This is a genomic window from Klebsiella sp. CN_Kp066 (genome assembly GCF_040065135.1).
Lineage (GTDB): Bacteria > Pseudomonadota > Gammaproteobacteria > Enterobacterales > Enterobacteriaceae > Klebsiella > Klebsiella oxytoca.
The window spans coordinates 195,165-213,508 of the sequence record NZ_JBEAIU010000056.1; the positions used below are offsets into that span (position 1 = coordinate 195,165).

An 18,344-nucleotide genomic window follows, 5' to 3' on the forward strand; every position below is an offset into this window, starting at 1 on the left:
CGCCGGCTAAGCCGGCGTTTTTTATGGGCGCAAGTTAAGAGAGTATGATTTGAACTATCAGATGATCACCACCAACGATGGCCTTCGCGCCGTCTGTGAAGCGGCAAGCGCGGTTTCTGCCATCGCGCTGGATACGGAATTTGTCCGTACTCGTACCTACTACCCGCAGCTCGGTCTGCTCCAGCTGTTCGACGGCAACCAGGTCTCGCTGATTGACCCTCTGGTTATCACCGACTGGGAACCGATGCGTGAACTGCTGCTGAATAAAGATGTGACCAAATTTTTGCACGCTGGCAGTGAAGATCTGGAAGTATTTCTTAATGCCTTTCATTTGATGCCTCAGCCGCTGATCGACACGCAAATTCTTGCCGCTTTTTGCGGTCGTCCGATGTCCTGGGGCTTTGCGTCGATGGTAGAAGAGTATACCGGCGTTGCGCTGGACAAGAGCGAATCTCGTACCGACTGGCTGGCGCGCCCGCTGACCGAACGCCAGTGCGTTTATGCCGCTGCCGACGTCTGGTACCTGCTGCCGATTGCCGGAAAGCTGATGGCTGAAACCGACAGCGCGGGCTGGCTTTCCGCTGCCCTGGATGAATGCCAGCTGATGCAGCAGCGTCGTCAGGAGATTCAGGATCCTGCCGAGGCGTGGCGCGACATTGGTAATGCCTGGCAGCTGCGCACTCGTCAGCTGGGCTGCCTGCAGCTGCTGGCGGAGTGGCGGCTGCGTAAAGCGCGCGAACGCGACCTGGCGGTCAACTTTGTTATCCGTGAAGAGCATTTGTGGAACGTGGCGCGCTATATGCCCACCAGCCTGGGGGAACTTGACAGCCTCGGACTCTCGGGCAGCGAGATTCGTTTCCACGGTAAGACGCTGATCGCCCTCGTCGAGAAGGCGCAGGCGCTGCCGGAAGAGGCGCTGCCAGAGCCGCTGCAAAATCTGATCGACATGCCCGGTTACCGCAAGCTGTTTAAGGATATCAAAGCGTTAGTTCAGACCGTAAGCGCCGAGAAGGGCGTGAGCGCGGAGCTGCTGGCTTCAAGAAGACAGATTAATCAGCTGCTGAACTGGCACTGGGGGCTAAAAAACGGCAACGGGCAGCCTGAACTGGTTTCCGGCTGGCGCGGTGAATTGATGGCCGATCGCCTGAATGCGCTATTAAGCGACTACCCGCGCTAGCGCCGATCGGCATAGTGAAAAAACCGGCTGCGCACAGCGTTGCCGGTTTTTTTACACCTCAGGCTCAGGGCTTCGACTCTTCAGTTTCCGGCAGAGTCACGTTCAGCTCCAGAATCGAAATATCACCGTCTCTCTGCTCCAGCTGTACGCTGACCATCTCCGGGTCGATTTGCACGTATTTGCAAATCACCTCAAGAATGTCTTTACGCAACTGCGGAAGATAGTGCGGTTCAGCGTCGCCGCGACGGCGCTCCGCGACGATAATTTGCAGGCGCTCTTTCGCAATATTGGCCGTGTTCTTTTTCCGCGAGAGAAAAAAGTCGAGTAATGCCATAATTTATCCTCCGAACAGGCGTTTGAGGAAACCTTTCTTCTCTTCTTCTACGAAGCGGAAAGGGCGTTCTTCTCCGAGCAGACGTTCAACCGTATCGGCATAGGCTTTACCCGCGTCCGAGGCGTCATCCAGAATCACCGGCTCGCCCTGGTTTGACGCGCGCAGCACGGACTGATCTTCCGGAATCACGCCCACCAGATTGATGCGCAGAATTTCCAGCACGTCTTCCATGCTCAGCATGTCACCCTTGTTTACGCGGCCTGGGTTATAGCGCGTCAGCAGCAGGTGCTCTTTAATTGGATCTTCGCCCCTTTCCGCGCGACGGGATTTGGAGGCCAGGATACCAAGGATACGGTCGGAGTCGCGAACGGAGGAGACTTCCGGGTTGGTGGTGATGATGGCTTCATCAGCAAAATACAGCGCCATCAGCGCACCGGTTTCGATGCCTGCAGGGGAGTCACAGACGATAAAATCAAAATCCATTTTTTTCAGTTCTTCGAGAACTTTGTCTACGCCTTCGCGGGTCAGGGCGTCTTTGTCACGCGTCTGGGAGGCCGGGAGAATATAGAGATTCTCCGTACGCTTATCTTTAATAAGCGCCTGGTTCAACGTGGCATCGCCCTGGATGACGTTGACGAAATCATAAACGACCCGGCGTTCACAGCCCATGATCAGGTCAAGGTTACGCAGGCCGATGTCGAAGTCGATAACGACCGTTTTCTTTCCCTTCTGGGCCAAACCAGTAGCGATGGCCGCGCTGGAGGTGGTCTTGCCAACGCCTCCTTTACCCGAAGTCACAACAATAATGCGTGCCATAGAAATTCCTTGTTAAAAAGGGATTAATTCAACGATTGAATCGTCAAAGCGCTGTCGTCTAAACGTAGACGGGCCGCTTTGCCATAAAATTCGGCCGGAATGTTATCACTCAGCCAGTATTCCCCCGCGATGGAAACCAGTTCCGCCGAGAGGTTGGTACAAAATATTTGGGCGTCTCTGTCGCCGCCTGCGCCAGCGAGCGCGCGTCCCCGCATCATGCCATATACATGGATGTTACCATCGGCGATAAGTTCAGCCCCGGCACTCACATGGTTTGTAACAATTAGATCACAGTGTGGCGCATAAATACGCTGACCGGAACGTACCGGCTGATCAATCAAACGCGTTTTTGTGATCTGATTAACAGCTGGAGGTGGGGCAACGGGTTCAGGCGCGGCCTGGCGAGTCACTTTTTCTTTCCCTTCGGTTAATAAAGGGATCCCGGCGCGGTCAATTTCCGTTTTCAGCCGGGGAAGTTTACATCCGCTTACGCCCATAATACGCAGGCCGGTAGCCGCGATCGCCTCATGCAGAGGGCGCCAGTCGACGTCATCTTCAATGCTGCTGATATTCACCACCACGGGAGCGTGCCGTAAAAAGGCGGGAGCCTGGGCGATTTTGTCTTCTAACGCCTGACGAATAACCTCGGGATTTGCATCGTGCAAATGAACCACAGATAAGGTGAAGCTACTGCCCTTAAGTTCGATTGGCGTATTTGACATCCTGGCCTTACTCAATTTGCTGTTTATCACTCGCTGAAGTGCGGTGATATTCCGAAGACTAAAAGGCATGTTATAGTCACTCATATATTGAGGCAAGTGACCACAGGTCTAATTCCGAGTAAAACTATGTTTTGTGTGATCTATCGAAGTACTAAACGCGAGCAAACCTATTTATATGTCGAAAAAAAGGACGATTTCTCCCGCGTTCCTGACGAATTAATGTATAGCTTCGGTACGCCCAAACTGGCAATGATTCTACCGCTCGATGGACGAAAAAAACTCATTCACGCCGATTTGGAGAAAGTGAAACAGGCGCTCACCGATCAGGGCTATTACCTTCAGCTGCCTCCTCCGTCTGAAAATTTACTCAAGAAACACCTGGCGGAACAGGGGAATAAATCTGATTAACCCACAGAGGGAATATAATGTACCAACATCATAACTGGCAGGGTGCGCTACTGGATTATCCGGTAAGCAAAGTGGTTTGCGTTGGCAGCAACTATGCAAAACACATCAAAGAGATGGGCAGTGCGACGCCGGAAGAGCCGGTGCTGTTTATTAAACCTGAGACGGCGCTATGCGACATCCGCCAGCCGTTGGTGCTGCCTGAGGGGCTGGGGTCGGTGCACCATGAAGTTGAGCTGGCGGTACTGATTGGCGGTACGCTGCGCCAGGCGACGGAAGATCATGTGCTGAAAGCCATTGCCGGCTATGGCGTGGCGCTGGACCTTACCCTGCGCGATCTGCAGGGAAAACTGAAAAAGGCCGGTCAGCCGTGGGAGAAGGCCAAAGGCTTTGATAACTCCTGTCCTGTTTCAGGCTTTATTCCCGCCGCCGAGTTTCACGGCGACGCGCAGAGTACTCCGCTGAGTCTGAAGGTGAACGGCGAAGTGCGCCAGCAGGGTTCGACCGCCGACATGATCCATAAGATTGTGCCACTCATCGCCTATATGTCGCGCTTTTTTACCCTGAAAGCCGGGGATGTGGTGCTGACCGGTACGCCGGAAGGCGTAGGGCCGCTGAGCAGCGGAGACGAGCTGGAAGTCGGTTTTAACGGCTTTTTGCTGACTACCCGCGTGCTGTAACGTCCGCTTGCCGCCTTCTCCGGGCGGCAAAACTTGCATCGGCGTGCCAGAGTGGTTATAAGGTGCACCCTGAACTGCAATGACGGACATCCCAATGAGCGAACAACCTTTCTGGCAACAAAAAACACTGGATGAAATGAGCGATGCGGAGTGGGAATCACTTTGCGATGGCTGCGGTCAGTGCTGCCTGCATAAGCTGATGGATGAAGATACCGACGAAATCTACTTTACCAACGTCGCCTGCCGTCAGCTCAATATCAAAACCTGCCAGTGCCGTAACTATGAGCGCCGTTTCGAGTATGAGCCGGATTGCATCAAGTTAACTCGCGACAATCTGCCTACGTTTGAATGGCTGCCGCCGACCTGCGCCTATCGTCTGCTGGCGGAAGGCCAGCCGCTGCCGCACTGGCATCCGCTGTTAACCGGTTCGAAGGCGGCGATGCATGGCGAACGCATCTCCGTTCGCCATATTGCGGTGAAAGAATCCACCGTGGTTGACTGGCAGGACCATATTTTAAATAAACCAGACTGGGCGCAGTAAGGCGCGCAGTTAGCCTTTCTTCGCGTGAAATAGCCCGCTTTCACCGTCGGCGTCATCTGCAACCCAAAAGTTAATATTGAACTGCGCGTCGTCGCTTAGCTCAATGCGGTGCCAGTACTGCGGCGGGCTGGTTGCGAACTGGCCAGCATTGATAACGACTTTTGCCTCAGGCTCTGTCGCCTGTTCATCGGCGAAACCATAGTAGGTTACCGTCCCTTCCATTACGCAAAGCTGGCCGAAAACACCCGCTGCGGTGTTGTGGTGCGTCAGCAAAGCGGCGGGTACGTTCTGTTTGGTAAAGAATGGGGTGGAGCGTTTTACCTTCCAGCTAGCGGGAATACGCAAATGAGACATCATGTGCTCCTTAGTTAACATTTATAAGATGTATTTAATATGCAACTTTATGGCGGCAACGTCAACGCGCAGGCAAAAAAAACGCTCCCGGAGGAGCGCTTTATGAGCAATCGGTCTTAGCGACCAAACAGATCGCGCTTTTTAGGTTTAAACGGCTGAGCGATAAGCACCAGTACACCGACCACCAGATAGGCTGCGAAGATGCCGACCAGCCACTGCGGCATTTCCAGCGTCAGGAATTCCCACTGGCGTACGGAGCAGTCGCCGGTAGCGACAAACACCTGAGGCAGCCATTTATCCAGCGGCAGCCACGTTGGGAAACGAGCGGCGAAATCGCAGGTCTGGAAGGGGGAAGGGTGAAGCTGAATCATGGTGTGTTCCCATGACAGCTGCAGCCCGCGCAGGGCGCTGTAGAGCCAAATCACAATCGCGACGTAGCGCAGAGGGGTTTTTGGCGCAATGGCGCCGACGATACCGGCGCCCATCACGCCAAATAGCGCGCAGCGCTCGTAAATACACAGTACGCACGGCTGCAGCAGCATCACGTGCTGGAACCATAACGCCACCAATTCAAGAATAAACGCGGTTAGCGCCATCAGGAGCCAGGCACCGCGTCCCCTTGAGCACTGGTTTAAATATCGCAACATAATCATTTCCCTGGAACATGCTAAATCATGGCAGTGTAAACGAAAACCGTAGCGACGCCAGCAGCTAGTCTGAAAATATTACGTAAACGAATATGGAATGCCCGGCGTTTTGAGCCGGGCATGGATGATTTTATTTCAGCAGTTGTGGCGTCACCAGCCAACCGTGCTCCAGCATCCACTGGGTGGCCGGCATCAGGGTAAACTCGACGCAGGCCAGGCCGACGAGGGTCAGGACGAGAGTATAGGGCAGCGCCATCCACACCATCCGGCCATAGGAGAGGCGAATCAGCGGGGCCAGCGCGGAAGTCAGCAGGAACAAAAAAGCAGCCTGGCCGTTCGGCGTAGCGACCGATGGCAGGTTGGTGCCGGTATTGATCGCCACCGCCAGCAGCTCGAACTGCGGCAAACTGATGGTACCCTGCTCCAGCGCGGACTTGACCTCGTTGATATAGACGGTTCCAACGAAGACGTTATCAGAAATCGACGACAGCAGACCGTTAAACAGATAAAACAACGATAGCTGGGCGTGCGGCGATGCCTGAAGAACGAACTCGATCACCGGGGCAAAAAGGTGCTGGTCAATAATAACCGCAACCACGGCAAAGAAGACCGTCAGTAGGGCGGTAAACGGCAGGGCTTCGGTGAAGGCTTTGCCGATAGCGTGTTCATCGGTGATGCCTGAGAACGTTGTCGCCAGCACAATCACCGACAGGCCGATCAGGCCGACTTCCGCAAGATGCATCGCAAGGGCGATAATCAGCCAGACGCCGATAAGACCCTGAGCGATAAGACGCAGGCGATCCTGACGACTGCGGCTCTGGCGGCTGCGATCGTCAAAATCCTGTAGCACTTTGCGCACGGTTGGCGGCAGCGGTTCGCCGTAGCCAAACAGGCGGAATTTCTCCAGCAGCAGACAGGTGATCAGTCCGCATACCAGCACCGGCAGGCTAACCGGCAGCATACGCATGAAGAATTCGCCGAAGTGCCAGCCTGCCGCCTTGGCGATGATCAGGTTCTGCGGCTCGCCGACCATGGTCATCACGCCGCCAAGCGCGGTGCCGACCCCGGCATGCATCATCAGGCTGCGCAAGAAGCCGCGGAACTGCTCCAGGACATCGCGATAGTGCTGCTCAATATGGCTGTCGTCGAGCATATTGTCATCATCCGGCCGCGCCGAAGCGACTTTGTGGTAAATACCGTAGAAGCCGACGGCAACGCTTATCACCACTGCGACAACGGTCAACGCGTCGAGGAAGGCGGAGAGGAAAGCGGATGCGACGCAAAACGCCAGCGACAGCAGCATCTTGCTACGAATGCCAAGCAACAAGCGGGTGAATATGAACAGCAGCAGCTGCTTCATGAAGTAGATCCCCGCGACCATAAACATCAGCAGCAGCAGGACTTCAAGATTACTGGCCACCTCTTCGCGGATATGCCCCGGGGTGGTCATGCCGATAAATACCGCTTCAATGGCCAGCAGGCCGCCCGGCAGCAGGGGATAGCACTTGAGCGCCATCGCCAGGGTGAAGATAAATTCGATAACCAGCAGCCATCCGGCAATAAACGGATGCAGATAAAAGACCAGCGGATTAACAATTAAGAAAATGATGAGAGCGAGTTTGTACCAGTCCGGGGACTGGCCAAGAAAATTGCGCCACAGGGCGCGGCCATAAGACATTTCCACGACAGACATCCTTTCTCCGTCAAATTCTGAAACATGATTTTATGCGTAACTATACGCAAGATTACCAGTTGCGCAAAACGAGACGCAACTTTCTTCGCATCACATTCTTTAGCAACAGAAAATGTGAAATGAAAAGTGGAAAATGAAACGGCGATCCCTTTTTAATTACTTTCTGGCGCTATCTGCCTTATGGCCGCTCTGGTATGATGAGTCGAATAGCAACGCTGTGTAATGGAAATCTTATTATGGTCATTAAGGCGCAAAGCCCTGCGGGTTTCGCTGAAGAGTACATCATTGAAAGTATCTGGAATAACCGTTTTCCCCCTGGTTCAATTCTTCCCGCTGAACGTGAACTTTCTGAACTGATTGGTGTTACCCGTACAACCTTACGTGAAGTGTTGCAGCGTCTGGCCCGCGATGGCTGGTTAACCATTCAGCATGGTAAACCGACAAAGGTGAACAATTTCTGGGAAACTTCAGGTTTGAATATTCTCGAAACCCTGGCGCGTCTCGACCATGACAGCGTACCGCAGCTGATTGATAATCTGCTGTCCGTGCGTACCAATATTTCGACCATTTTCATCCGTACCGCTTTCCGTCAGCATCCGGATAAGGCGCTGGAGGTACTGGCGAGCGCGCGTGAAATTGAAGACCACGCCGATGCGTTTGCCGAGCTGGATTACAATATCTTCCGCGGTCTGGCGTTTGCCTCAGGCAATCCCATCTATGGTCTGATCCTCAACGGTATGAAAGGCTTATATACCCGTATCGGTCGCCACTATTTTGCCAATCCGGAAGCGCGCAGCCTGGCGCTCGGCTTCTATCATCAGCTGGCTAAAGTTTGTGAAGAGGGCCTGCATGAGCAGGTTTATGACATCGTACGCCGCTACGGCCGCGACAGCGGTGAGATCTGGCATCGTATGCAGAAGAATCTACCGGGCGACTTAGCGATTAATATGCGTTAAGCCCACGTAATGAATAAAAAACGCCCGGTGCTTTTACCGGGCGTTTTGCTTTTCAACGGCTACAGCGGGTTCTGCCGCGGCGGGGTGCGTTCCAGCAACTCGACGCTGCCATCGGCGTTTTGCTGCTCCAGAAGAACGTCAAATCCCCACAGGCGGTGAACGTGCTTAAGCACCTCACGGCGGCCTTTATCCAGCGGCACGCGGTTGTGCGGCACGTAGCGCAGGGTGAGCGAGCGGTCGCCGCGCAGGTCCACATTCCATACCTGAATGTTTGGCTCGAGGTTGCTCAGGTTGTACTGCGCTGAAAGTTTGGAACGAATCTCACGATATCCCTCTTCATTATGAATTGCGGATATTTCGAGATAGTTGTTGTGATCGTCATCCAGCACGGTGAAGAAGCGGAAGTCGCGCATGATTTTCGGCGACAGGAACTGGCTGATAAAGCTTTCATCCTTAAAGTCGCGCATCGCGAAGTGCAGAGTTTCAAGCCAGTCAGAGCCGGCAATATCCGGGAACCAGTATTTGTCCTCTTCCGTCGGCGACTGACAAATACGTTTGATATCCTGGAACATGGCGAACCCCAGCGCGTAGGGGTTAATACCGCTATACCACTGGCTGTTGTATGGCGGCTGGAACACCACATTGGTGTGGCTGTGCAGGAACTCCAGCATAAAGCGCTCCGTCACTTTACCTTCATCATAAAGGTGATTCAGGATGGTGTAGTGCCAGAAAGTCGCCCAGCCTTCGTTCATCACCTGAGTCTGCTTCTGCGGATAAAAATACTGGCTGACCTTGCGCACGATGCGCAGGATCTCACGCTGCCACGGCTCCAGCAGCGGCGCGTTTTTCTCCATGAAATAGAGCAGATTTTCCTGCGGTTCAGAAGGGTAGCGACGCGCGGCTTCGATGGTTTTTTCCTCTTCTCGCTTCGGCAGCGTGCGCCACAGCATATTCACCTGGCTTTGCAGATACTCTTCCCGGCTTTTTTGCCGCGCCTTCTCCTCCTGCAGGGAGATTTTTTGCGGGCGTTTATAGCGGTCAACGCCGTAATTCATCAGGGCATGACAGGAGTCGAGCAGTTTTTCAACTTCATCAACGCCGTAGCGCTCTTCACATTCGGTGATGTATTTCCGCGCGAAGATGAGATAGTCAATGATTGAGCTGGCATCGGTCCAGCTGCGAAAGAGATAGTTATTTTTGAAAAACGAGTTATGCCCGTAGCAGGCGTGCGCCATCACCAGCGCCTGCATGGTAATGGTGTTCTCTTCCATCAAATAGGCAATACAGGGGTTGGAGTTAATGACGATTTCGTAAGCCAGCCCCTGTTGGCCGTGCTTATAGGCCTGTTCGGTCTCGATGAATTTTTTACCGAACGACCAGTGCGGATAGTTAATCGGCATCCCGACGCTGGAGTAGGCATCCATCATTTGTTCGGAAGTAATGACTTCGATTTGGTGCGGATAGGTGTCAAGACGGTACAGCTTCGCCACCCGGTCGACTTCTGCCAGATAGGTCTCCAGCAGTTCAAAAGTCCAGTCGGGTCCATCGCTTAAACGGGTTGTGTCCTTGTTCATGGAATCAATCGTAGCCATTAGCGCGCCCTCGTTGTTGATGGTTCTCTCTGTACGGAAAACCTCTAAACAAGCATAGAACACGGCGTCGCAAACTGCGTCTATCCGCATTTCCTTTCTTCGCGATTTCACAATCTTAAAGGCGCTGTTTTGCGTTTTAATCAGAATTTTATTCTGTAGAAAAATGAGGCGCAGCAGGAGATGGTAAAGCGACGGGGTCAGCGCTGGCGCAGAATCCTGTGAGATAAGTCACCATAAATAAAGCGTATGTTGAATAATATTTTCATCTGAGTTATCAATTTGTAATTAGATGATTGTTCTTTAACGATTACGGAGCCGCTATGCGCGTCGTCATACTGGGAAGTGGGGTTGTAGGAGTCGCAAGCGCCTGGTATTTAAGCCAGGCAGGACATGAAGTGACGGTTATCGACCGTCAGCCGGGACCGGCCGAAGAGACCAGCGCCGCTAACGCCGGGCAGATCTCCCCCGGCTACGCCGCGCCCTGGGCGGCGCCGGGCGTCCCTTTGAAGGCGATTAAGTGGATGTTCCAGCGCCACGCTCCGCTGGCTATCGGTCTGGATGGCACCCAGTTCCAGCTGAAATGGATGTGGCAGATGCTGCGCAACTGCGACACTCGCCACTATATGGAAAATAAAGGACGAATGGTGCGCCTGGCCGAGTACAGCCGCGACTGCCTGAAAGCGCTGCGCGAGAGCACCGGTATTCAGTATGAAGGGCGCCAGGGTGGTACGCTCCAGCTATTCCGCACTGACAAGCAGTTCGAGAACGCGACCCGCGATATTGCGGTGCTGCAGGATGCGGGCGTGCCTTACCAGCTGCTGGAAGCGAATCGCCTGCTGGAAGTTGAGCCGGCGCTGGCAGAAGTGAGCCATAAGCTCACGGGCGGTTTGCGCTTACCTAATGATGAAACCGGCGACTGCCAGCTCTTCACCACTCGTCTGGCCCGAATGGCGGAGCAGGCGGGCGTGACTTTCCGTTTTAATACTCCGGTGGATGAACTGCTCTATGAAGGGGATCTCATCTCGGGTGTGAAGTGCGGCGCTGAAATTATTAAAGCCGATGCGTACGTTATGGCATTCGGATCCTATTCGACGGCCATGCTGAAAGGGCGGGTGGATATTCCGGTCTATCCCCTGAAAGGCTATTCGCTGACGATCCCCATCGCGGAAGAGGACGGCGCGCCGGTTTCGACTATCCTTGATGAAACCTACAAAATCGCCATCACCCGTTTCGACAGGCGTATTCGCGTTGGTGGAATGGCAGAAATTGTTGGATTTAATAAAGAACTGCTGCAGCCGCGGCGTGAAACCCTGGAGATGGTAGTGCGCGATCTGTTCCCGCGCGGCGGCCACGTTGAACAGGCAACCTTCTGGACCGGACTGCGTCCGATGACTCCGGACGGTACGCCGGTGGTGGGGCGTACGGGGTATAAAAATCTGTGGCTCAACACCGGCCACGGCACGCTGGGATGGACCATGGCCTGTGGTTCAGGGCAGCTGATTAGCGACCTGATCTCCGGACGCACGCCGGCGATCCCGTATGACGATCTTGCCGTCGCCCGCTACGGACGCGGCTTTACGCCGGCCCGCGCTCAGCATCTGCATGGCGTTCACAATTAACAAGGAGCTTTCATGTCTCGTCCTGTAAAGGCCAGCATTGATATGTCAGCCTTACGCCAGAATCAACAAATTGTTCGCCGCGCGGCGCCCGGCTCGCGCCTGTGGGCGGTGGTCAAAGCCAATGCGTATGGCCACGGTCTGGCAAGGGTCTGGAATGCGCTTAGCGCCGCAGACGGTTTCGCGATGCTGAATCTTGAAGAGGCGATACTGCTGCGTGAGCTGGGCTGGAAAGGGCCGATACTGATGCTGGAAGGCTTTTTTCATGCCGATGAGCTGGCGTTATTTGATAAATACCGCTTGACCACCAGCGTGCACAGTAACTGGCAAATTAAGGCCCTTCAGCAGGCGAAGCTGCATGCGCCGCTTGATATTTACGTCAAGGTGAATAGCGGGATGAACCGGCTGGGGTTTATGCCGGATCGTCTGCAAATCGTCTGGCAGCAGCTGCGAGCGCTCAGCAACGTCAGTGAAATGACGTTGATGTCGCATTTTGCCGAAGCGGAAAATCCGGATGGCATCGCGGAGCCGATGCGGCGCATTGAGCAGGCGGCGGAAGGGCTGGATTGCCCGCGCTCGCTGGCGAACTCGGCGGCCACCTTGTGGCATCCGGAGTCGCATTTTAACTGGGTGAGGCCGGGGATCGTGCTTTATGGCGCTTCGCCTTCCGGCCAGTGGCAGGATGTGGCCAATACCGGGCTGAAACCGGTCATGACGCTAAGCAGCGAAATTATCGCCGTGCAGAATCTGAAAGCCGGTGAAGCGGTTGGATACGGCGCAACCTGGCGCACGGCTGAGGAGCGGCGAATCGGCATCGTTGCCTGCGGCTATGCCGACGGCTACCCGCGCTTAGCGCCCAGCGGAACGCCGGTGCTGGTTGATGGCGTCCGCACCGTAACGGTCGGGCGTATCTCAATGGATATGCTGGCGGTGGACCTGACAACCTGCCCGCAGGCAGGCATTGGCGCGCCGGTCGAGCTATGGGGTAAAGAGATCAAAATTGACGATGTCGCAGCCTCCTGCGGCACCGTCGGATATGAATTAATGTGCGCCCTTGCGCCGCGCGTGCCGGTTGTGACAGTGTAACCTGAACCGAGGCGGATCACCCCGCCTCATCTTCCGCCATCCGTACGCCAACCCGCAGAACGTGATCCTCTTCTTTTTCCGCCACCGTCCACACCATGCCGGCAAATTCCACCTGGTCGCCGACAACCGGGGCTGCGCCTAACAGGTGCTGTATGACGTCACCCAGCGACTGCTGACGATCGCGAAACTCTTCTCCCCCGTCAATGCCGTAAATCTGCGCCACGTCGGCGAACCTGGCGCTGGCATCGAGAATAAAATCACCGAAGAAGCGCTGATCGAGAGCCACCGGCGGCGACTGGCTGAACAGTTTACCCAGCGCGGGTAAATCGCGTTCGCGGCCAATCACGCAGAGAATATCGCCTTCCAGCAGGCGGGTGCTGCCGGTAGGGTGCAGCAGAGCATTATCGCGGAATAGCGCGGCAATCCGCGTTTCCGGCGGCATATGCAGGTCGCGCAGCGCCGCGCCGACGCACCATTTCTCCGCGCTCAGCTGATAGACAAACTGCTCCCACGGATTTTCCGGATGGATATCCAGCCCGACGCGTGAGATGGGCGATCCGACCGGTGGCACCACTACTTTGGCTTTTTTGGCCGCCCAGGAGAGCGACGTACCCTGTAAAAGCAGCGAGACCAGCACCACGAAGAAAGCCACGTTAAAGAACAGGCGCGCATTCTCCAGGCCCGCCATCATCGGAAAGACGGCGAGAATAATCGGCACCGCGCCGCGCAGACCCACCCAGCTGATAAATATGCGCTCGCGCAGGTTAAAGCCGCGAAACGGCAGCAGGCCGGCGAATACCGACAGCGGACGGGCGATGAAAATCATCCACATCGACAGAATGAGCGCCGGGATGGCGATGGGCCACAGATCTGACGGCGTGACCAGCAGGCCGAGCACCAGGAACATGGCGATCTGCGCCAGCCACGCCAGCCCGTCAAAGTTTTGCAGAATGCCGTGGCGGTTGCGAATCGGCCGGTTGCCCAGCAGGAAGCCGCACAGATAGACCGCGAGGATGCCGCTGCCGTCCAGCGAGGTGGTGGCGGCGAAAATCATGATCCCGCCGCTCAGCGCCAGCAGGGGGTAAAGCCCGGCGGGCAGCACAATGCGGTTAATCATCTGCAGCAGCAGATAGCCGCCGCCGAGACCGATGGCGATACCTAAGCCAAACTGCTGGACGATATGCACCAGGAACATCCAGCTCAGGCCGGTTTCATGCTGCTGAATCATCTCGATAAGCGTAATGGTCAGGAACACGGCCATCGGGTCGTTGCTGCCGGATTCAATTTCCAGCGTTGAGCCGACGCGTTCGTTTAGCCCTTTTCCGCCGAGCAGAGAGAACACCGCTGCGGCATCCGTCGAGCCGACAATCGCGCCGATCAGCATGCCTTCAATCAGGTCGAGTTTAAACAGCCAGGCCGCCATGAGTCCGGTCAGGGCCGAGGTAATTAACACCCCGACCGTGGCAAGCGACAGCGCGGGCCAAAGCGCTACGCGAAAGGAGCTAGCCTGGGTGCGCATCCCGCCGTCAAGCAGAATGACCGCCAGCGCCAGGTTACTTACCATGTAGGCGAAAGGGTAGTTGTCAAACGGAATGCCGCCGATACCGTCAATACCCGCCAGCATCCCAATGGCTAAGAAGATAACCAGAATCGGGATGCCGAGGCGTGAGGAAAAGGAACTTAATAAGATGCTACAGGTTACTAAAACAGAACCCAGGATAAACAGACTGATGACCGCAGCGGCGTCCAATGTTGACGTACTCCTTACCGGCGTGAAGATAAATTAAAAACTACACCATTTTAACAATCCGACGCCGATCAGGATATGCGTTAGAGGAATTTTTATTCTGTCAGTACCGGGTGGCCGCTGATGCTCAACGTCGTGGCAGAGGCGTTGTTGACCAGCAATGCTCTGGCGCCAAGCGGTAGGGTGACCGTGCGCTGCTCGTGGCCAAAATCCAGGCCGCTGATGACCGGAATGTTAAGCTGCTGGCGAAGGTAGTCGTATACCATCGGCAGATCGTATCCGGCATCGTAGTCGTTGGCGACAGCGCCGGTAAAGCTGCCGAGGATAATCGCCCGCTGGCGCGCCAGAATACCGCTATTAAGCAGCTGCAAGAGCATACGCTCAACGCGGAAGGGATGCTCGTTAATATCCTCCACAACCAGAACCCCGTCGCTAATCTTCGGCATCCACGGGGTACCGATAAGCGAGGTCAGCATCGCCAGGTTGCCGCCCCATAGCGTGCCGCTGGCGCGACAGTCGGGCCCCTCGCCGTGCCATTCAAGCGTAAACGCCGGGTTGCGCAGGGCCTGCCAGAAATGGTGTTCGGTAAATTCATTAAGCGCTTCGGCGCCAAAGTTTCCCGCCAGCATCGGCCCGCTAAAAGTGATTATGCTACCCTTTGCCAGCAGGCCCATCTGGATGGCGGTGAAATCGCTGTGGCCGCAAATGAGCAGCGGATCCCGCTGCTGACGGGCAATGAGCCCCTGCCAGTCAATTTGCGGCAGCAGGCGGGTCGCGCCGTAGCCGCCGCGTACCGCCAGCACGATACGGTTTTTGCCGTCGAGGGTGGCGAGCTGGTTAATATCGGCAAGGCGTTGGTTCTCAGTCCCGGCAAAGCGCAGCGCCCGGCGGGGAATGACTTCCTGGTGCGCCACCTGATGCCCGGCCTCCTGCAGACGTTGCACGCCGCGATTCGCCGCCTCCTGGTTGATGCAATAGCCGGAGGGGGCGATGAGATAAAACTGAGACATGACAATTCCTTGCTAAGAATGAAAGGGTTATCATGCCGCCTGGAGCGTTTATTGTCATCTCCATGCGGCAAACTTCAGCCAATAAGGATAGATGTGTGAAATTGAGATGGTGTGTTTTTTTATTTGTATTGTTGGCCGGTTGTAGTTCAAAACACGATTATCGTAACCCGCCGTGGAATCCGGAAGTCCCGGTTAAGCGGGCGATGCAGTGGATGCCAATCAGCGAAAAAGCCGGCGCGGCGTGGGGCGTTGATCCCCAGCTGATTACCGCCATTATCGCCATTGAATCCGGCGGCAACCCGACGGTGGTCAGCAAATCCGGCGCGGTTGGCCTGATGCAGCTGAAACCCTCAACGTCCGGGCGCGATGTTTACCGGCGGATGGGCTGGAGCGGCGATCCTTCGGTGAGCGAACTGAAAAATCCCGAGCGTAATATTTCTATGGGGGCGGCCTACCTTAGCATTCTCGAGAACGGTCCGCTGGCGGGGATTAAAGATCCGCAGGTAATGCGCTATGCGGTGGTGGTTTCCTACGCCAACGGCGCGGGCGCGCTGCTGCGCACCTTCTCGTCTAATCGCCAGGATGCGATTGAGGAGATTAACGATATGGACGCCGATGATTTCTTTGAGCACGTGGTGAAGAAACATCCGGCACCGCAGGCTCCGCGCTATATCTGGAAGCTGCAGAAAGCGCTGGACGCCATGTAACGGGCGCTCCCCACTGGCTTAGCTTGCCGGGGGTCATCAGCCCAGCCGATTCAGGGACAGTAAAGTGAGAAAGACGCGCGGCGGAGTTCCGCCGCGCGAAGGTTCACTGCGCGGCTTTTTTCTCCTCAACCGCAGCAGGTTGATGCGCGGCAGGCTGCGCCGAGCCGATATCGTCATTCGCCGCCGGGCGCGCGGTAGGCACGGAATCGCACGGCTTCTCTTTCGGGCACACCAGGTCCAGCATCTTCAGCGTGACGCCGTTGGTCCAGCCAAAGCCGTCCTGTAGCGGATACTCGCCGCCGCCGCCGCCGGTTCCCGTCGAACTGACATCATATTTTTCCACCAGCTTCTGTTTGCTGTCGTAAGTGTGCTGGACGTTGCTCAGGAAACGCCAGCTTACCTCCATCGCAATTTTTTGCTGGCCATATTTTTGCAAACCCTCCGCCGCGACCCACTGCAGCGGCGCCCAGCCGTTGGGGGCGTCCCACTGCTGGCCGCTATTCACCGTGGTGGTGGTCAGGCCGCCGGGCTTAAGTAGCCGCGTTTCGGTGGCGGCGGCGACTTTCGCAGCGCGTTCGCTGGAGGCGGCGTTAACGTACAGCGGGAACAGCGCCGCGGCGGTCAGCTGATTGCGCACCTTATGACTTTTAAGATCGTAATCGGCGTACCAGCCCTCTTTATCATTCCACAGGTAGTTTTCCAGCGCTTTCTGGCGGGCATTGGCTAACGCGTCATACTTCGCGGCTTTGGTCGAGTCTCCCGCCGCTTTGCTGGCGCGAGCGATGGCTTTTTCCATATGGAACATCAGCGAGTTCAAATCGACCGGAACAATAGAGGTGGTACGTATAGTGCCGAGCTGCTGCGGGTTATCCATCCAGCGTGAGCTAAAGTCCCAGCCGGATGCCGCGGCAGAGCGCAGATCGCGGTAGATTTCAGTCGCCGGACGATTGGGGTTATTTTTGGCGGTGGTCACATCGTCCAGCCAGGATTCCGGGCGCGGCGTGTCGTTATCATCCCAGTAGCGGTTGAGCAGCGCGCCGTCGGCCATGCGCACCACGCGCTTGCTGGCGCTGCCGGGCTGAAGCGCCTCAGCGCCATCCATCCAGTACTGGTACTCTTTCTCCATCTGCGGCAGCCATTTCTTGAGTGCCTCGTCGCCATCATGGGTGGCCAGCAGTTCAACCATAAACGGGAAGAATGGCGGCTGCGAACGGCTCAGATAGTAGGTGCGGTTGCCGTTGGGAATATGACCCCAGGTGTCGATCTCGGCGGCAAAGTTGGTCACCATATCTTCGATTTTATCCCAGTGGCCGCTCTCAGCCAGGCCAAGCATGGTGAAGTAGCTATCCCAGTAATAGACTTCGCGAAAGCGTCCGCCGGGCACCACGTAAGGTTTTGGCAGCGGCAGCAGCGAATCCCATTTTTCTACTTCAACGGTACTGCGGGTCAGCACTGGCCAGAGTCCATTGATATGCTGGCGCAGGGTTTGCCCTTTTGGCGGAACGTACTGGTCGTTTTCCTGAGGCAGGGTAAAATTAAGCTCGACAAAGTGCCGCAAATCAAAGCTGGTCTGATTTTTCTGCATCCGATAATCGGCAAGGATCATCAGCGGGTCGCCGTTAGGGATGGCGTCAGCGAACGTTTTCTGGTCAGAGAAAAGTTTGGCGCTTTGCACGTCGTTAAACAGCGGTCCGAGCAGGATATCGGGCGATTGCGGGGTAGGGCGGGTCTCTTCAGCCTGAGCCGTCAGCGTCGCCAGAGCGACAAATGCGCCCCCGAGCGCCAGACGAAGGGTTGCGGGGCGACGGGAAACCGGACTCGTCATAAATTGTTCTCCTTATCATTGCAGACTATGTGCCACTGCATTCGGCCATCAGAAAACCTTAGACGAATATCCGCCGCTGCGCGTGTCCGAGGTAACATTTTAAGTGAAAACAGAGTATTTACCGGGCATCGCTCTGTTCCGCGCCGACAAAATATTGGCGATTAAAACAGTGCTGTCTTGTATGGTACTTCGGGGGGCGCTGAATATCTGGTAATTGATAAAAAACATAATCCGTGAATAAGAAAAATAAATAGACAAGCGGCATGGTATTCCTATATGGCATTTTTATCGGCTCATCCCTGTCGCCTGAAAAAAGTTAGCGAAGTATTAAAACATGTGATCTGCCAAACAAAAAACCGGGTTCTAATACCATTGAAGGCTGACAGGATCACATAAATAAAAAAACATAAATAATTAATAAAAAAACATAATGGCA

General features: G+C 55.4%; 18 protein-coding genes. 8 read left to right on the forward strand and 10 right to left on the reverse strand.

Annotated elements, in window-relative coordinates; genetic code table 11:
- Window positions 1-61 precede the first annotated feature (61 nt).
- Window positions 62-1,177, forward strand: coding sequence for a ribonuclease D (gene rnd / locus ABLV75_RS24560; RefSeq protein ID WP_162098340.1), 1,116 nt, complete (start codon window positions 62-64; stop codon window positions 1,175-1,177).
- 64 nt (window positions 1,178-1,241) lie between these two features.
- On the opposite strand, the gene minE is transcribed toward rnd, so the two are convergent.
- Genes minE through minC form a run of 3 tightly spaced genes read right to left on the reverse strand, consistent with a single transcriptional unit; the run spans window position 1,242 to window position 3,049 of the window.
- On the reverse strand, window positions 1,242-1,511 hold the full coding sequence (minE, locus tag ABLV75_RS24565) for a cell division topological specificity factor MinE (protein ID WP_004103270.1): 270 nt from the start codon (window positions 1,509-1,511) through the stop codon (window positions 1,242-1,244).
- 3 nt (window positions 1,512-1,514) lie between these two features.
- Window positions 1,515-2,327, reverse strand: coding sequence for a septum site-determining protein MinD (gene minD, locus ABLV75_RS24570; protein WP_004103267.1), 813 nt, complete (start codon window positions 2,325-2,327; stop codon window positions 1,515-1,517).
- Window positions 2,328-2,350: 23 nt separating this feature from the next.
- Window positions 2,351-3,049 (reverse strand): septum site-determining protein MinC, encoded by a 699-nt coding sequence (gene minC, locus ABLV75_RS24575; RefSeq protein ID WP_004103264.1) that lies wholly within the window; start codon window positions 3,047-3,049, stop codon window positions 2,351-2,353.
- A gap of 126 nt (window positions 3,050-3,175) precedes the next feature.
- Here minC and ABLV75_RS24580 point away from each other — a divergent pair, with 126 nt between their 5' ends.
- The 3 genes from ABLV75_RS24580 (at window position 3,176) to ABLV75_RS24590 (ending at window position 4,675) form a co-directional block, all read left to right on the forward strand.
- Entirely contained in the window at window positions 3,176-3,457 is a 282-nt protein-coding gene (locus tag ABLV75_RS24580; RefSeq protein WP_004103262.1) for a YcgL domain-containing protein, read from the forward strand.
- A 17-nt stretch (window positions 3,458-3,474) separates the two neighbouring features.
- Window positions 3,475-4,134: a fumarylacetoacetate hydrolase family protein gene (locus ABLV75_RS24585; protein ID WP_004103259.1), complete on the forward strand. Its 660-nt coding sequence runs from the start codon at window positions 3,475-3,477 to the stop codon at window positions 4,132-4,134.
- Between the two features lie 94 nt (window positions 4,135-4,228).
- Window positions 4,229-4,675 (forward strand): YcgN family cysteine cluster protein, encoded by a 447-nt coding sequence (locus ABLV75_RS24590; protein ID WP_004103257.1) that lies wholly within the window; start codon window positions 4,229-4,231, stop codon window positions 4,673-4,675.
- Window positions 4,676-4,684: 9 nt separating this feature from the next.
- Here ABLV75_RS24590 and ABLV75_RS24595 read toward each other — a convergent pair whose 3' ends face one another.
- From ABLV75_RS24595 to nhaB, 3 genes are all read right to left on the reverse strand, one after another.
- Window positions 4,685-5,029: a DUF1971 domain-containing protein gene (locus ABLV75_RS24595; RefSeq protein ID WP_004103255.1), complete on the reverse strand. Its 345-nt coding sequence runs from the start codon at window positions 5,027-5,029 to the stop codon at window positions 4,685-4,687.
- A 116-nt stretch (window positions 5,030-5,145) separates the two neighbouring features.
- Complete coding sequence (gene dsbB, locus ABLV75_RS24600) at window positions 5,146-5,676, reverse strand: disulfide bond formation protein DsbB (RefSeq protein ID WP_004103253.1); 531 nt, start codon at window positions 5,674-5,676, stop codon at window positions 5,146-5,148.
- A 130-nt stretch (window positions 5,677-5,806) separates the two neighbouring features.
- Window positions 5,807-7,360, reverse strand: coding sequence for a sodium/proton antiporter NhaB (gene nhaB, locus ABLV75_RS24605; protein WP_024274390.1), 1,554 nt, complete (start codon window positions 7,358-7,360; stop codon window positions 5,807-5,809).
- 245 nt (window positions 7,361-7,605) lie between these two features.
- Here nhaB and fadR point away from each other — a divergent pair, with 245 nt between their 5' ends.
- Entirely contained in the window at window positions 7,606-8,325 is a 720-nt protein-coding gene (gene fadR, locus ABLV75_RS24610; RefSeq protein WP_004103249.1) for a fatty acid metabolism transcriptional regulator FadR, read from the forward strand.
- A gap of 59 nt (window positions 8,326-8,384) precedes the next feature.
- Here fadR and ABLV75_RS24615 read toward each other — a convergent pair whose 3' ends face one another.
- Entirely contained in the window at window positions 8,385-9,917 is a 1,533-nt protein-coding gene (locus tag ABLV75_RS24615; RefSeq protein ID WP_004103247.1) for a SpoVR family protein, read from the reverse strand.
- 320 nt (window positions 9,918-10,237) lie between these two features.
- Here ABLV75_RS24615 and ABLV75_RS24620 point away from each other — a divergent pair, with 320 nt between their 5' ends.
- Together ABLV75_RS24620 and dadX are read left to right on the forward strand one after the other, a co-directional pair.
- Window positions 10,238-11,536 (forward strand): D-amino acid dehydrogenase, encoded by a 1,299-nt coding sequence (locus tag ABLV75_RS24620; protein ID WP_004103245.1) that lies wholly within the window; start codon window positions 10,238-10,240, stop codon window positions 11,534-11,536.
- A gap of 12 nt (window positions 11,537-11,548) precedes the next feature.
- Entirely contained in the window at window positions 11,549-12,619 is a 1,071-nt protein-coding gene (dadX, locus tag ABLV75_RS24625) for a catabolic alanine racemase DadX (RefSeq protein WP_004103243.1), read from the forward strand.
- 16 nt (window positions 12,620-12,635) lie between these two features.
- On the opposite strand, the gene ABLV75_RS24630 is transcribed toward dadX, so the two are convergent.
- On the reverse strand, window positions 12,636-14,369 hold the full coding sequence (locus ABLV75_RS24630; protein WP_348855197.1) for a potassium/proton antiporter: 1,734 nt from the start codon (window positions 14,367-14,369) through the stop codon (window positions 12,636-12,638).
- A 92-nt stretch (window positions 14,370-14,461) separates the two neighbouring features.
- Entirely contained in the window at window positions 14,462-15,376 is a 915-nt protein-coding gene (gene ldcA, locus ABLV75_RS24635) for a muramoyltetrapeptide carboxypeptidase (RefSeq protein WP_348855198.1), read from the reverse strand.
- Window positions 15,377-15,471: 95 nt separating this feature from the next.
- Here ldcA and emtA point away from each other — a divergent pair, with 95 nt between their 5' ends.
- On the forward strand, window positions 15,472-16,083 hold the full coding sequence (gene emtA, locus ABLV75_RS24640) for a membrane-bound lytic murein transglycosylase EmtA (RefSeq protein ID WP_016808276.1): 612 nt from the start codon (window positions 15,472-15,474) through the stop codon (window positions 16,081-16,083).
- Window positions 16,084-16,186: 103 nt separating this feature from the next.
- Here emtA and ABLV75_RS24645 read toward each other — a convergent pair whose 3' ends face one another.
- Complete coding sequence (locus tag ABLV75_RS24645; protein ID WP_224330375.1) at window positions 16,187-17,908, reverse strand: alpha,alpha-trehalase; 1,722 nt, start codon at window positions 17,906-17,908, stop codon at window positions 16,187-16,189.
- Window positions 17,909-18,344 lie beyond the last annotated feature (436 nt).